Origin of the sequence: Desulfoferula mesophila, from assembly GCF_037076455.1 — a bacterium.
GTDB classification, from domain to species: domain Bacteria; phylum Desulfobacterota; class Desulfarculia; order Desulfarculales; family Desulfarculaceae; genus Desulfoferula; species Desulfoferula mesophila.
The window spans coordinates 178,453-192,245 of sequence record NZ_AP028679.1 but is presented as its reverse complement, the minus strand read 5'-3'; the positions used below and the strand labels follow the sequence as shown (position 1 = coordinate 192,245).

Here is a 13,793-nt window from a genome sequence, read left to right as displayed (position 1 = left end):
GCCTACGTCCCCATAGTCCAGGAGTTTAGGTACATCTCCTGCTCTTCGGTCAGCTCGTCGATCTCCACCCCCAGGGCGGCCAGCTTGAGTTGGGCCACCTCGGCGTCGATGAAATCGGGTACCACGTAGACCTGCTTGTTGAGGTCGGCGGCGTTGTCTTTCATGTAGGCGGCGCACAGGGCCTGGTTGGCGAAGCTCATGTCCATGACGCTGGAGGGGTGGCCCTCGGCGGCGGCCAGGTTGATCAAGCGGCCCTCGCCCAGCACGTAGACGTTCTTGCCGTTGTCCATGGTGTGCTCCACCACGAAGTCGCGGATGGGGCGGCTTTTCTTGGTCACCTCGGCCAGGCCGTCCAGATCCAGCTCCACGTTGAAGTGCCCGCTGTTGGCCACGATGGCCCCGTCCTTCATGGCCAAAAAGTGCTCCTGGCGGATCACGTGGATGTCGCCGGTCACGGTGCAAAAGAAGTCTCCGATCGCCGCGGCCTGGTTCAGGGGCATCACCTGATAGCCGTCCATCACCGCTTCCAAGGCCCGAAGGGGGTCCACCTCGGTGACGATGACCTTGGCCCCCAAGCCGTTGGCCCGCATGGCCACGCCGCGGCCGCACCAGCCGTAGCCGCATACCACGAAATAGGAGCCCGCCACCAAGCGGTTGGTGGCCCGGATAATGCCGTCCAGGGTGCTCTGGCCGGTGCCGTAGCGGTTGTCGAACAGGTGCTTGGTCATGGCGTCGTTCACCGCCACGATGGGATAGGCCAGCACCCCGTCGGCGGCCATGGCCCTGAGGCGGATCACCCCGGTGGTGGTCTCCTCGGTGCCGCCGATGATGCCGCTGATCAAATCCTTGCGCTCGGAGTGGATCTGGCTCACCAGATCGGCCCCGTCGTCCATGGTGATGTTGGGCGCGGCATCCAGCACCGCGTTGAGGTGCTGGTAATAGGTTTCGGTGTCCTCGCCCTTGATGGCGTAAACGCTGATGCCGTCGTGCTCCACCAGCGAAGCGGCCACGTCGTCCTGGGTGGACAGGGGGTTGGAGGCGCACAGCACCACCTCGGCCCCGCCGGCCTTGAGCACCTGGCACAGGTTGGCGGTCTCGGTGGTCACGTGCAGGCAGGCCCCCAGGGTCACGCCCTCCAGGGGCTTCTCCTGCTCAAAGCGCTTGCGGATCAGGTTGAGCACGGGCATGGAACGCCCGGCCCACTCGATGCGCAGGCGGCCTTTTTCAGCCAGGGCGTGGTCGGCTATGTCACATTTCATCTATCAACTCCACTCAAGAGCACTGGCCCTTGAGGCCAAAGTATTGGCGAATCTTGTCCACCCGGTCGCTCAGCTCCCAGGTGAAGCCCTCCTCCTCGCGGCCGAAGTGGCCGTAGGCGGCGGTGCGTTTGTACACCGGACGTTTGAGGTCCAGCTGAGAGATCATCTGGGCGGGGCGGAAGTCGAACAGCTTGACCAGGCCCTCGGCGATCTTTTCCTCGGCGATCTTGCCGGTGCCGAAGGTGTTGACCAAAATGGACACCGGCTCGGCCACCCCGATGGCGTAGGCCACCTGCACCTCGCAGCGCTCGGCCAGACCGGCGGCCACCAGGTTCTTGGCCACGTAGCGGGCGTAGTAGCTGCCCGAGCGGTCCACCTTGGAGGGGTCCTTGCCGCTGAAGCAACCGCCGCCGTGACTGCCCTGGCCGCCGTAGGTGTCCACGATGATCTTGCGGCCGGTGAGCCCGCAGTCGCCGTGGGGGCCGCCCACCACGAAGCGGCCGGTGGTGTTGATGAAAATCTTGGTGTCGCCGTCGAACATCTCGGCGGGCAGCACCTTTTTTATCACCTCGTCGATGATGGCTTCCTTTAGGGTGGTGTATTTCACGTCCGGGCTGTGCTGGGAAGCCACCACCACCGCCTCCACCCGCTTGGGCATGTTGTTCTCGTACTGGATGGTCACCTGGGTTTTGCCGTCGGGGCGCAAAAAGCCCAGGGAGCCGTTCTTGCGCACCTGGGCCAGGCGGCGGGCCAGGCGATGGGCGTAATGAATGGGCGCGGGCATCAGCTCCGGGGTCTCGGTGCAGGCGTAGCCGAACATGATGCCCTGGTCGCCGGCCCCCTGCTCGCCGAAAAGGCTGGTCTCGGCGGTGACCCCCTGGGAGATGTCTACCGACTGCTTGTCGATGGTGGTCAGCACCGCGCAGGTTTCCCAGTCAAAGCCCATGGAGGAGTTGGTGTAGCCGATACCCTTGATGGTGTTGCGCACGATCTCGGGGATGTCCACGTAGGTCTCGGTGGTTATCTCGCCGGCCACCATGGCCAGGCCGGTGGTCACCAGGGTTTCGCAGGCTACCCGGGACTCGGGGTCGTCTTTTAGCATGGCGTCGAGGATGGCGTCGGATATTTGGTCCGCCACCTTGTCGGGGTGCCCCTCGGTCACCGATTCGCTGGAGAACAGGTAGTCGTAACCCATCCCGTGTGTCTCCTTTTTGCCTCGTAATTTTAACAGGCTATGAATTAAACCACCCAGCCGGGGGCTTGTCAATAAACCGCGGCGCCGAGGCGGCCAAGCAGGCGGCAAAGAAGGTTTTTTTACTTAACGGTGCGGGCGCTTAGTTCGGTGGTTCCTAGGTTAAAAATAACCAGGGTCCGGGCGGCAAAGGAATCGCCTTGGCCGTCCTTGGACTTGGGGGGGGAGAAAATCACCGCCTCGCCGGGCTTGAGCACGGTCGCCACCCGCCGAGGCTCGCCCTGCACCGAGTAGAGCCACCACCCCAGCACAGAGGCCTCCTTGTCCTGGCCCAGGTTAACCACCTCCACCGGGGCGGGGGCGGGGTCCATGACCAGGCTGCACTGGCCGCCGGCGGGGATGTTGCACTGCCCGGCCCAGGCCGGGGCGGCCAGAAAACCGGCCAACAACAGAAAAAGGATGACGCGTCGCATGGCCACACCTGCCGTAAAAGAAGCGCTTCATCTCTAATTGTAGGCCAAGCCGCCGGGCGGGCCAAGCCGCCCGCCCAAAGACAAACCGCCGCCCCGTTGGCGGGACGGCGGCCGAATCGCGAAGGGGTCTAAAGGGCCACTTTGAGCCCGTGCTGCTCCTGGCGGGTGATCTTGACGATCTTGTTGTCCTCGCCCACCAGCACCGACAGGGGCTTATGGGCGGCCAGCTCGGCCTCGTCCATCCAGGCGGTGGTCACGATGATGACCTTGTCTCCCACCTCGCCCTTGCGAGCCGCCGCCCCGTTGAGGCAGATCACTCCGCTGCCCCGGGGGCCGGGAATGATGTAGGTCTCGAAGCGCTCGCCGTTGTTGATGTTGTAGACCTGGATCATCTCGTTGGGAATCATCTCGGCCGCGTCCATGAGATCCTGGTCCACCGACAGGCTGCCCTCGTAATGCAGTTCCGCCTCGGTCACCGTGGCGCGGTGCAGCTTGGATTTAAACATATGCCGTTGCATGATCGTCCTCGGTTAACCCATCAGGGCGTCGTTATCTATCAAGCGGGTGGTGCCCAGCCATACGGCCAGGGCCATGCGGGCCGGGCCTTCCAGGCGGATCAGGGGCGCCAAGTTTTCGGCGTCCACCACTTCCATGTATTCCATGCGGGCCAGAGAGGCCCCTTCCACCACCTTGGCGGCGGCGGCTTTGATCGTCTGAACGTCGCGCTCGCCGGACTGGGCCAGCTCTTGGGCCCGGTCCAGGGCCCGTCGCAGGCACAGGGCCTGCTCGCGCTGTTCCGGGTCCAGGTGCACGTTGCGGCTGCTCAGGGCCAGGCCGTCGGCCTCGCGCACGGTGGGCCGCCCCACCACCTCTACTTCAAAGTTAAGGTCCGCGGCCATGCGTTGCACGATCTTGAGCTGCTGATAGTCCTTTTGCCCGAACACCGCGACATGGGGCAAAACCGCGCCGAAGAGCTTGGCCACCACCGTGGTCACCCCGTCGAAGTGCCCCGGCCGGTGGGCGCCGCACAGGCCCTGGCCCAGGCCGGAGACCATCACCTTGGTGGCGAAGCCTTCGGGGTACATGGCCGGGGGGGTGGGGGCATAGATCGCGTCCACCCCGTGCTCGGCGCACAGGGCATGGTCGGCCTCCCAGGTGCGGGGATAGGCGTCCAGGTCGGCGTCACGGTCGAACTGCAGGGGATTGACGAAGATGCTGACCACCAGGAAATCGGCCTGGGAGCGGGCGTACTCCACCAGGGCCAGGTGCCCGGCGTGCAGGGCCCCCATGGTGGGCACCAAGGCGACGCGCTTGCCCTGGGAGCGCACCTGGGCGCTCAAGGCCTGCATATCCTGGGGCGTACGTATGACTTGCGGTTGTGTGGCCACGCTCTCCGTCCCGGTCGCCTCTAGCGATCCAAGCGGTTGCGGTTGAGGCCCGCCTCGCGCCGCGTTATTGACCTGCCCGTAGCCTGGGAGCTCTCGAGCGGCCGCGCGGCCGAAACCGGCCGGGGAAAACCAAGTAAGGGGTAGCACAGGGCGGGGGGGCTGTCAAGCGACGGAATTCGCTACTGGCCTGCTGGGAAACAAGGCAAAAGACGCACGGAATAATAAGGCGACGGGGCGGGTTACCCGGCCACCAACTTCAACTGAATCCTTTTGCCGGTGGCGCGGGCGTATTTTTTTATGGAGCTGATGCTCCCCACCTTTCCGCTCTCCAGGCGGGCCACGGCCGATTGGGAGGTGCCCATTTTGCGGGCCACCTGAGCCTGGGTCAGCTTGGCCTCGACCCGCGCCTTCACCAACTCACGGGCAATGGCGAACTCCTCCTCCAGGGCCTCGTATTCCTCCCGAAAGGAGGCATCCTTCATTTTTTCCTTGAAAACTTTGTCCACCGATATGGCCATGGCTCGCCTCGCTACGCCTCCTTGGCTCGTTTTTGGGCCAACTTGATTTCGCGCTGAGGGGTTTTCCGGGTCTTTTTCATGAACGACCGCAAGACGACCACTCGCCGGGGTTCTTTGGTCGTGAACAAACTGCGGCCGATACCGTCCTTCCCCGTCATTCTGAATTCGTAAATCTTGCCTTCCACCTGCCTGATATAAGGTTCCCGCACCGCGGGCAGACCGAATTCCTCAACCAGCTTCCAAATGCGAAAGAACTTGGCCTGAATTTCAGGACCAAACGCCTCGAACTCGTCCAAGGCCTCTTGGTTTAAAAATTCGGCTTGCCATTTTTTAGAAGGCTTGTCCGACATGATGATTTATATCATTATTGATATAATTTCGCAACGCCCAAGTTTCGAGCTGGATAGCGCAAGCCTACAGCGGCTCCAACTCCTTGGTCACGGCGGCGAACTCGGCGACGGACAGGGTCTCGGCCCGGCGGGTGGGCTCCACCCCGGCCCGCTCCAGGGCCTCGACCACCGGCCCGCGCTCCCGACGCAGGCCCCCGGCCAGGCTGTTGCCCATCATCTTGCGGCGCTGGCTGAAGGCGGCCTTGACCACCTTGGCGTAGTTCTCCCGCGCCTGGGGGCTGTCCAGATCGGCGGCGGGGCGCTCCAGAGGCTCCAGGTGCACCACTTGGCTGGCCACGGCCGGGCGGGGGAAAAACTGCCCCGGCCCCACCTCCATGCCCCGGCGCACCGCGCACCAGGTCTGCACCAAGACCGACATGCGGCCCCAGTCCTTGACCCCCGGCGCGCTCAGCAGGCGCTCGGCCAGCTCCTTTTGCACCATCAGGGTGGCCCGCTTCCAGCAGGCCAGGTTGTCCAGCAGAGTGAACAGCAGGGGGCTGCTGATGGCGTAGGGCAGGTTGCCCGCCACCACCACCGGCCCGCCGGCCCGGGCGGCCAAGTCGGGCCAGTCCAGGTTCAGGGCGTCGGCCAAAAGCGGCTCCACGTTGTCCGCCCCGGCCTCGGCCAACACCTCCAGCAGGGCGGCGTGGATGCCCCGGTCCACCTCCACGGCCCAGACCTTGGCGGCGCTTTGGGCCAGCGGCAGGGTAAGGGCCCCCAGGCCCGCCCCGATCTCCACCACCGAGTCGCCGGGTCCGGCCCCCGCGCTGGCGGCGATGGCCCCGGCGGTGGCCGGTTGGATCAGATAGTTCTGGCCCCGCTTCTTGCCCGCGCGCAGGCCGTGGGCCTTGAGCAGGGCAGCCGGGTGGGTCATGCCAGGGCCTCGGCGGGCAGGGCCCCGCCCTTGGGCAGGCGGCTGATGGCGTCGGCCTCCAGGGGCATGCGGCGGCCGGCGCGCAGATGGTGGCAACCGGCGGCGGCGATCATGGCCGCGTTGTCGGTGCACAGGGCCAGGGGCGGCAGGGTCACGCCCAGGCCCTCCCGGGCCGCGGCCTCGGCCATGGCCGCGCGCAGCCGCTGGTTGGCCGCCACCCCCCCGGCCAGGGCCAGGTGGCCCACCCCGCGCTCCTGGGCGGCGGCCAGGGTTTTTTTGACCAGCACCTCCACCACCGCTTCCTGGAACCCGGCGCAGAGGTCTTCCATGCGGTAGTCCTCGCCCTGGTTGGCCTCGCGGAAGCGCACCACCGCGCTCTTGAGGCCCGAGAAGCTGAAGTCCAGGGTGCCGTCGTGCATACGGGGGCGGGGCAGCTGGATAACCGAGGGATCGCCCGCCGCGGCCATGCGGTCGATGATGATCCCGCCGGGATAGCCCAGGCCGTAGAGCTTGGCCACCTTGTCAAAGGCCTCGCCCGCCGCGTCGTCCACGGTGGAGCCCAACTCCTGTTGCTCTCCCGGAGCGCGCACCAGGAAGATGGAGGTGTGCCCTCCGCTGACCAACAGGGCCATGAAGGGATAGGGCGGCGGCTCTTGGGCCAGGCTCAGGGCGGCCAGGTGGCCCTCCAGATGGCTGACCCCCACCAGGGGCAGCTCCCGGGACCAGGCCAGGGCCTTGGCCAGGTTCAGGCCGATCAAAAGAGCCCCGATGAGCCCCGGCCCCTGGGTGACCGCCACCCCGGTGATGTCGTCCAGGGTGACCCCCGCCTCGCTCAGGGCGGCCATGACCGTGGGGGCCAGGTTCTCCAGGTGGCGGCGGCTGGCCAGCTCGGGCACCACCCCGCCAAAGGGGGCGTGGTCCTTGATCTGGCTGGCGATCACCGAGGAGAGCACCCGGCGGCCATCGGCCACCACGGCGGCGGCGGACTCGTCGCAGGAGCTTTCGATGCCCAGGACCAGGCGGCCCGGATCGGTATTATTCGCAGCGTTGGCCACTGATGAAGGCAATCGCTTCCTCGACGTCCTCGCGGCTGCCGGCGATGAAGGGCACCCGCTGGTGCAGTTCGGTGGGCTCCACCTCCAACACCCGGCCTTTGCCGGTGTCGGCCAGGCCCCCGGCCTGCTCGATCAGATAGCCCATGGGGTTGCACTCGTAGAGTAGGCGCAGCTTGCCCCAGGGCTTCTTGGGGTCCTTGGTGTCGTTGGGGTAGAGGAAGATGCCCCCGTAGAGCAGGGTGCGGTGGATGTCGGCCACCATGGAGCCGATGTAGCGCAGGGAGTACACCGGCTTGGTGTCGGTCTTGGCGCGTAGGTAGCGCAGGTAGTTCTTGAGGTTGTCGTCCCAATAGTCCCAATAGCCCATGTTGGCCGAGACGATCTTGCCCCGCTGGGGCACGGTGATATTGGGGTGGCTCAGGAGGAACTCGCCCACCGAGGGGTCCAGGGTGAAGCCCGACACCCCGTTGCCGGTGGAGTAGACCAGCATGGTGGAGGAGCCGTAGAGCACGTAACCCGCGGCCACCTGCTTGAAGCCCGGTTGCAGGAAATCGGCCATGGTGCACTCGGGGCCGGTGCTCACCCGCTTGAGGATGGAGAAGATGGTGCCGATGGACACGTTGGCGTCGATGTTGGAGCTGCCGTCCAGGGGGTCGAACATCACGATGTATTCGCCGACCTTGGTGTCGCGGGGAGGATCGATGGGATCGGCGTCCTCTTCGCTGGCCAGCATGGCCACGTGGCCGCTGCGGTACAGACGGTCCACCATGAGGCCGTGGGCGAACTCGTCGAGCTTTTTCACCGTTTCGCCCTGCACGTTGCGTCGCCCGGTGCTGCCCAGGATGTCCACCAGGCCCGCCTTGGTGGTCTCGCTGTTGATGATTTTGGCGGCCATGACGATTTCGTTGAGCAGGTGGGTGAAGGCCCCGGTGGCTCCCGCGCTGGCGTACTGCTGTTCCAGGATGTGGTTGGTGATGGTGATGCCGGTGCCGCTGGGATTCATGACCCCTCCTCCTTGTCCCCGCCCGTGGGCGGCGGTGGTTTATTTTCGCTTAATTTATCACAAAACCGTCGTGTTGGCCGAGGCGGGGCGGGGGAAAGACGGGACGGGGGGAGCGGGGTCTAGCCCCGCCCCCGTTGCTCAGAGGTATTGTTGGGCTTCGCTGCGCTCAACCCAACCTACGCTATCGCTTTTAATCTGGCGGCACAGCCAGGGAGGGCCAGGCAAGGCGCCGGGCCAGCGAGACCCGCAGGCGTATATATCAATACGCCGAGGAGGCGAGCGCCGCCTGCAACGCAGCCTGGCGCTTCCTGGCGAAGCCGCGCCTAGCCTTGCATCATCTTGAAGAGCTTATAGCGGATGCCGTCGCCCAAGGCCTGCCAGGAGGCCTCCAGCACGTCGAAGCTCACGCCCACGGTGCCCCAGCGGTTTTCGCCGTCGCCGGACTCCACCAGCACCCGCACCCGGGCCTCGGTGCCCGCGCTGCCGGCCAGCACCCGGACCTTGTAGTCTTCCAGGCGCACGGTGTTTAGCGTGGGGTAGAAGCGGCACAGGGCCTTGCGGATGGCGCGGTCCAGGGCGTTGACCGGGCCGTCGCCCAGGGCGGCGGTGTGCTCTTCCACGCCCTCCACCCTAACCCGCACCGTGGCCTCGGCCTGGGGCGGGGTGTGCTCGGCCTGCTTGTAGTCGGCCACGCGGAAACCCAGCAGATCGAAGAAGCGGCTGGGCCGCCCGCTCAGGCGGCGGTTGACCAAAAGCTCCAGGGAGGCCTCGGCGGCCTCGTAAGCGAAGCCCTCGTTCTCGCGCTCCTTGAGCTCGTCCAACAGCTCCTTGAGCCGGGGATCGTCCGGGGCCAGCTCGTAGCCCCAGTCGGCCATCTTCTTGAGCAGGGCGGCGCGCCCGGCCAGGTCGGAGAGCAGATAGCGCCGGGCGTTGCCCACCGCCTCGGGGTTCACGTGCTCGTAGAGGCTGGGGTCTTTTTCCACCGCGCTGATGTGCAGGCCGCCCTTGTGGCTGAAGGCGCTGATGCCCACGTAGGGGGCGAAGGACAGGGGGGGCTGGTTGGCCTGCTCGCGGATGTAGCGGGCGGTCTCGGTGAGCCGCCGCAGGTGGTCCGGGGGCAGGCAGGCGTAGCCCATCTTGAGCTCCAGGGCCGGGGCGATGGCGGTGAGGTCGGCGTTGCCGCAGCGCTCGCCCATGCCCCCGGTGGTGCCCTGCACCTGGCGGGCCCCGGCGGCCACGGCGGCCAGGGTGTTGGCCGTGGCCAAATCGCCGTCGTTGTGGCAATGGATGCCGATGGTCACCTCGGGGAAGGCGGCCTTCACCTTGGCCACGCCCTCGGTGATCCAGGCGGGCAAGGAGCCGCCGTTGGTGTCGCAGAGTACCAGGGCCTCGGCCCCGCCCTCCACCGCGGCCCCGAGCACCGCCATGGTGTAGTCGGGATCTTCGGCCAAGCCGTCGAAAAAGTGCTCGGCGTCAAAGAACACCCGGCGGCCGTTGGCTCTCATATGGGCCACGCTGTTGCGGGCGATCTCCAGGTTTTGCTCCAAGGGAATCTTGAGCTGGGCACTCACGTGGCGGCCCCAGCTCTTGCCCACCAGGGCGCAGATATCAACCGGCGCGGCGATGAGCGCGGCCAGGTTGGGATCGTTTTCCGGGGTGCGCGAGGCATGGTGGGTGCTGCCAAAGGCCACCAGCTGGGAATTTTTGAGCGCCAGTTCGCCGGCCCGGGAGAAAAACTCCTGGTCGCGGGGGTTGGAGCCGGGCCAGCCGCCCTCGATGTAGGCCACGCCCAGGCGGTCCAGAAAACGGGCCACCTTGAGCTTGTCCTCGGGGGAAAGGATGAATCCTTCGGCTTGGGTGCCGTCGCGCAGGGTGGTGTCGTAAAGCTCGACGGCCAATTTGTCGCTAGGCATGACTTATACCAAATCCTCGGCCACCGGCGCGGCCTCTTCGGCCAGACCGAAGGCGTCGTGCAGGGCGCGTACCGCCAACTCGGTGTATTTCTCCTCGATGACGCAGGAGATCTTTATTTCGCTGGTGTTGATGGTGATGATGTTGATGCCCTCGTTGGCCAGGGTGGTGAACATCTTGGTGGCCACCCCGGAATGGTTGCGCATGCCGATGCCGATGATGCTAACCTTGGCGATGGCGGTGTTGCCGGTCACCTGGCCCGCGCCGATCTCCTGGGCGGTCTGACTCAGGATGCCCCTGGCCTTGTCATAGTCGGTCTTGGGCACGGTGAAGGTGAGGTCGGTCTTGCCTTCGTCGCTGGTGTTTTGAATGATCACGTCCACCACGATGCCGGCCTGGCTTATGGGAGTGAAAATCCGGCTGGCGATGCCCGGATGGTCGGGAACATCCTTGACGGTGAGCTTGGCCTCGTTCTTGTTGTAGGCCACGCCGGAGATAATCAGCTTTTCGGTGATCTGGTCTTCGGGAACCACCATGGTGCCCTCCCGGTCGGTAAAGGTGGAACGTACGTGAATCTTGACGCCGAATTTGGCCGCGAACTCCACGGAGCGGATGTCCAGAACCTTGGCCCCCAGCGAGGCCATCTCCAGCATCTCCTCGTAGGAGATGACCGATAGCTTGCGGGCGCTGGGCACCATGTTGGGATCGGTGGTGTAGACACCTTCCACGTCGGTGAAGATCTCGCAGACGTCGGCCTTGAGGGCGGCGGCCAGGGCCACGGCCGAGGTGTCGGAGCCGCCCCGGCCCAGGGTGGTCACGTCGCCGCTGTCCCAGTCCAGGCCCTGGAAACCGGCCACCACCACCACCTTGCCCTCGTCCAGAAGCTCCTGGATGCGCCCGGTCTCCACGTCGGTGATGCGGGCCTTGCCGAACATGCGGTCGGTGAGGATGGCCGCCTGGAAGCCCAACAGGGAGGCGGCGGGCAGGCCCATGTCGGCGGCGGCCATGCTGAACAGGGCCACGGACTGCTGCTCGCCGGTGGCCATCAACACGTCCAGCTCGCGCTCGGCCGGGTTGGGGCTCATCTGTTTGGCCAGCTTGATGAGGCTGTCGGTGACCCCGGCCATGGCCGAGAGCACCACCACCATCCGGTTGCCCGCCTCGGCCCGGTCCTTCACCTTGGCCACGACGTTCTTGATGCGCTCAATGCTGCCCACCGAGGTTCCGCCGTATTTTTGCACGATCAGGGCCATCTCAAATTTCCTCGCGCCCCAGCGCTTCATCCAGGTTGCCGATTATTTCCTCGGGTCCGCTAATCTCGGCCCGCCGGGCTCCCTCGCCCTGGTCGATCAGCTCCACGCTTATCGCCTGGGGAGGCCACAGCTCCGGGGCCCGCTCGGCCCACTCCACGGCCAGCACCCCTTCCGCGGCCTCTTCCAGAAGCTCCAGGTCCGCCGCCTCGCCGCCGGCCAGGCGATAGAGGTCGGCGTGGAAAAAGGCCACCCGGCCCGGATACTGGTTGAGTAAAGTGAAGGTGGGCGAGACTATGGCATAGTCTGCGCTCACCCCCAAGCCCGCGGCCAAGCCCCGGGCCAAGACCGTTTTGCCCGCGCCCAGGCGCCCGGTCAACAGCACCACCGCGCCGGGGGCCAAGAGACGCCCCAGGGCGGCTCCCAAGGCCAGGGTGGCCTCGGGGCCACGCAACTGCCTGGTCAGGCGGGCGCGTCGCGGACTCATGCTATAGATTCCGATTTACCATGGGCTTGGCCGCCTAGCAAGGGGCCCCCTCTTCAGAGAACTCCACCTCGGCCTCTTCCAGGGCGGCGAAGGCCCGGGGCAGCCAGTCGGCCAGTTCCTCGGCGGCCAGGCCCCGCTCGCCGTATTCCTCGGCGGCCAGATCGGCGGCCAGGCCGTGGACAAAGCAGCCCACCAGGGCCGCCTCCAGGCTGCCCAGGCCCTGGGCCATGAGCCCGCCGATGACCCCGGCCAACACGTCGCCGCTGCCGCCGCTGGCCAGCAAGGGGCCGCCGGTGGGGTTGATCCAGGCCGCCCCGCCGGGCTCGGCGATTATCGTGTGGGCCCCCTTGAGCACCGCCACCACCCCGCCAACGGAGGCCAGGGCGCGGGCCGCGCCCAAACGGTCGGCCTGCACCTGGGCGGTGGTGAGACCCAGCAAACGGGCCGCCTCGCCGGGGTGGGGGGTTATCACCGCCTGGGCCGCGCCGCAGGCCACCTTGCCCCAGCCGTCGGCCAGGGCGAACAGGCCGTCGGCGTCTACCACCAGCGAGCCGGGGCACTGGGCCCACAGCCGCCGGGCCAGTTCCAAGCAGTCGCCCTCCCGGCCCAGACCGGGGCCCAGCACCAGGGCCTGGCAATCGGCCATCAGCTCCAGCACGGTGGGCAATACCTCCAGGGCCAGGCCGCCCTGGGAGCTCTGGGCCAGGGGCCGGGTCATGGCCGCGGTCAGCTTGATCTCGGCCGCCAGGTTCAATTCCTCGGGCAGGCAGGCGGTGACCAGGCCCGCCCCGGCGCGCAGGCCGCCCATGGCAGCCAGGCAGGGAGCCCCGCTTTTGCCGGGGCTGCCGCCCAGCACCAGCAGATGGCCGAAGGAGCCCTTGTGGGCCCCGGCCGGGCGGGGATTGACTAGGGCCGCCGCCAAATCGGCCTCCAGCAGGTGGCACTCCACCTCCAGATCGTCTTCCACCGCCGGGGGTATGGAGATGTCCACCAAGAACAGCTCGCCGCTGTGCCCCGCCCCGTCCAGGATCAGGCCCTGCTTGACCAGGCCGAAGGTCACGGTGAAATCGGCCACCACCGCCGCGCCCAAGACCGCCCCGGTGTCGGCGCACAGGCCGCTGGGGATGTCCACGGCCAGCACCGGGGCTTCCAATTGATTCAAGAGTTCGATGGCCGCCCGGTAGCGCCCGCTCACCGGCTTGCTCAGGCCGGTGCCCAGCAAGGCGTCGATGAACAGCTCGTGGCGGGCGATCTCGCCGCTCAGGGCCTCCAGGCCGGCCTCGTCCGGGGCCTCCACCACCCGCACCCCGCAGGCCTGGGCCACCCGGAGGTTGGTGGCCGCGTCGCCTTTTAGGGCGCCGGTCTCGGCCAGGAGGTACACGTCGCACAGCGCGCCCTGGTTGGCCAGGATGCGGGCCATGGCCAGGCCGTCGCCGCCGTTGTTGCCCCGGCCGGCCAACACCGCCACCGGAACCCCTTCCAGCTCGCCCACCTGGTCCACCAGCACCCGGACCGCGCCCTGGGCCGCGTTTTCCATGAGCACCAGGCCCGGCAGGCCGATCTCCTCGATGGTCCGGCGGTCGCAAGAACGCATCTGTTCGGCGGTAACCAAAATCATGCTTTCTCCAATACCACCACCGCCGCGGCGAAACCGCCCTCGTCGGTGAGGCTGATATGGGAGGCCTGCACCCCGTTGGCCTCCATCCAGGCCAGAGCCCGCCCGTGCAGCCTGAGGGAGGGCTTGCCCTTGGGGTCGTGCACCACCTCGATCTCCCGCCATCCCAGGCCGCGCATGCCCAGTCCGGCGGCCTTGGAAAAGGCCTCCTTGGCCGCGAAGCGCATGGCCAGGGCCGAGGCGGGGCGGGGCCGGGCCAGGCAGGTCTGTCGCTCCTCCGGGGTGAAGCAGCGCTCCAGAAAGCGCCGGCCAAAGCGCTCCAGCGAGGCCTCGATGCGCCCCACTTCCGCCAGGTCCAGGCCGATGCCCACGATCATGC

General features: G+C 66.8%; 15 protein-coding genes. All 15 read right to left on the bottom strand.

All coding sequences use genetic code 11. From position 1 onward, the window contains the following. Positions 1-2: 2 nt before the first annotated feature. On the bottom strand, positions 3-1,259 hold the full coding sequence (gene ahcY, locus AACH32_RS00950) for an adenosylhomocysteinase (protein WP_338604451.1): 1,257 nt from the start codon (positions 1,257-1,259) through the stop codon (positions 3-5). A 13-nt stretch (positions 1,260-1,272) separates the two neighbouring features. Continuing rightward, positions 1,273-2,454, bottom strand: a complete 1,182-nt coding sequence (gene metK / locus AACH32_RS00945; protein ID WP_338604448.1) for a methionine adenosyltransferase — start codon at positions 2,452-2,454, stop codon at positions 1,273-1,275. A 119-nt stretch (positions 2,455-2,573) separates the two neighbouring features. After that, positions 2,574-2,924 (bottom strand): hypothetical protein, encoded by a 351-nt coding sequence (locus AACH32_RS00940; protein WP_338604446.1) that lies wholly within the window; start codon positions 2,922-2,924, stop codon positions 2,574-2,576. A 128-nt stretch (positions 2,925-3,052) separates the two neighbouring features. Beyond that, the gene (gene panD, locus AACH32_RS00935; RefSeq protein ID WP_350341529.1) at positions 3,053-3,442 is read right to left on the bottom strand and encodes an aspartate 1-decarboxylase; all 390 of its coding nucleotides are present in this window, start codon (positions 3,440-3,442) and stop codon (positions 3,053-3,055) included. Positions 3,443-3,454: 12 nt separating this feature from the next. Further along, complete coding sequence (gene panC, locus AACH32_RS00930) at positions 3,455-4,312, bottom strand: pantoate--beta-alanine ligase (protein ID WP_338604441.1); 858 nt, start codon at positions 4,310-4,312, stop codon at positions 3,455-3,457. Positions 4,313-4,551: 239 nt separating this feature from the next. Further along, positions 4,552-4,830 (bottom strand): helix-turn-helix domain-containing protein, encoded by a 279-nt coding sequence (locus AACH32_RS00925; protein ID WP_338604438.1) that lies wholly within the window; start codon positions 4,828-4,830, stop codon positions 4,552-4,554. Between the two features lie 11 nt (positions 4,831-4,841). Beyond that, entirely contained in the window at positions 4,842-5,180 is a 339-nt protein-coding gene (locus AACH32_RS00920; protein ID WP_338604436.1) for a type II toxin-antitoxin system RelE/ParE family toxin, read from the bottom strand. Positions 5,181-5,244: 64 nt separating this feature from the next. Continuing rightward, on the bottom strand, positions 5,245-6,093 hold the full coding sequence (gene rsmA, locus AACH32_RS00915) for a 16S rRNA (adenine(1518)-N(6)/adenine(1519)-N(6))-dimethyltransferase RsmA (RefSeq protein ID WP_338604433.1): 849 nt from the start codon (positions 6,091-6,093) through the stop codon (positions 5,245-5,247). After that, positions 6,090-7,160, bottom strand: a complete 1,071-nt coding sequence (gene tsaD / locus AACH32_RS00910; RefSeq protein WP_338604430.1) for a tRNA (adenosine(37)-N6)-threonylcarbamoyltransferase complex transferase subunit TsaD — start codon at positions 7,158-7,160, stop codon at positions 6,090-6,092. The genes rsmA and tsaD overlap by 4 nt, the downstream gene beginning before the upstream one ends. After that, complete coding sequence (gene fbp, locus AACH32_RS00905) at positions 7,129-8,151, bottom strand: class 1 fructose-bisphosphatase (protein ID WP_338604428.1); 1,023 nt, start codon at positions 8,149-8,151, stop codon at positions 7,129-7,131. The genes tsaD and fbp overlap by 32 nt, the downstream gene beginning before the upstream one ends. 323 nt (positions 8,152-8,474) lie before the next feature. After that, on the bottom strand, positions 8,475-10,064 hold the full coding sequence (gene cimA / locus AACH32_RS00900) for a citramalate synthase (RefSeq protein ID WP_338604426.1): 1,590 nt from the start codon (positions 10,062-10,064) through the stop codon (positions 8,475-8,477). A gap of 3 nt (positions 10,065-10,067) precedes the next feature. After that, positions 10,068-11,315 (bottom strand): aspartate kinase, encoded by a 1,248-nt coding sequence (locus AACH32_RS00895; protein WP_338604424.1) that lies wholly within the window; start codon positions 11,313-11,315, stop codon positions 10,068-10,070. A 1-nt stretch (position 11,316) separates the two neighbouring features. Continuing rightward, positions 11,317-11,799, bottom strand: a complete 483-nt coding sequence (gene tsaE, locus AACH32_RS00890) for a tRNA (adenosine(37)-N6)-threonylcarbamoyltransferase complex ATPase subunit type 1 TsaE (RefSeq protein ID WP_338604422.1) — start codon at positions 11,797-11,799, stop codon at positions 11,317-11,319. Between the two features lie 34 nt (positions 11,800-11,833). Beyond that, entirely contained in the window at positions 11,834-13,417 is a 1,584-nt protein-coding gene (locus AACH32_RS00885) for an NAD(P)H-hydrate dehydratase (protein WP_338604419.1), read from the bottom strand. Next, the gene (acpS, locus tag AACH32_RS00880) at positions 13,414-13,791 is read right to left on the bottom strand and encodes a holo-ACP synthase (RefSeq protein ID WP_338604417.1); all 378 of its coding nucleotides are present in this window, start codon (positions 13,789-13,791) and stop codon (positions 13,414-13,416) included. Before acpS ends, AACH32_RS00885 begins: the two co-directional genes overlap by 4 nt. Positions 13,792-13,793 lie beyond the last annotated feature (2 nt).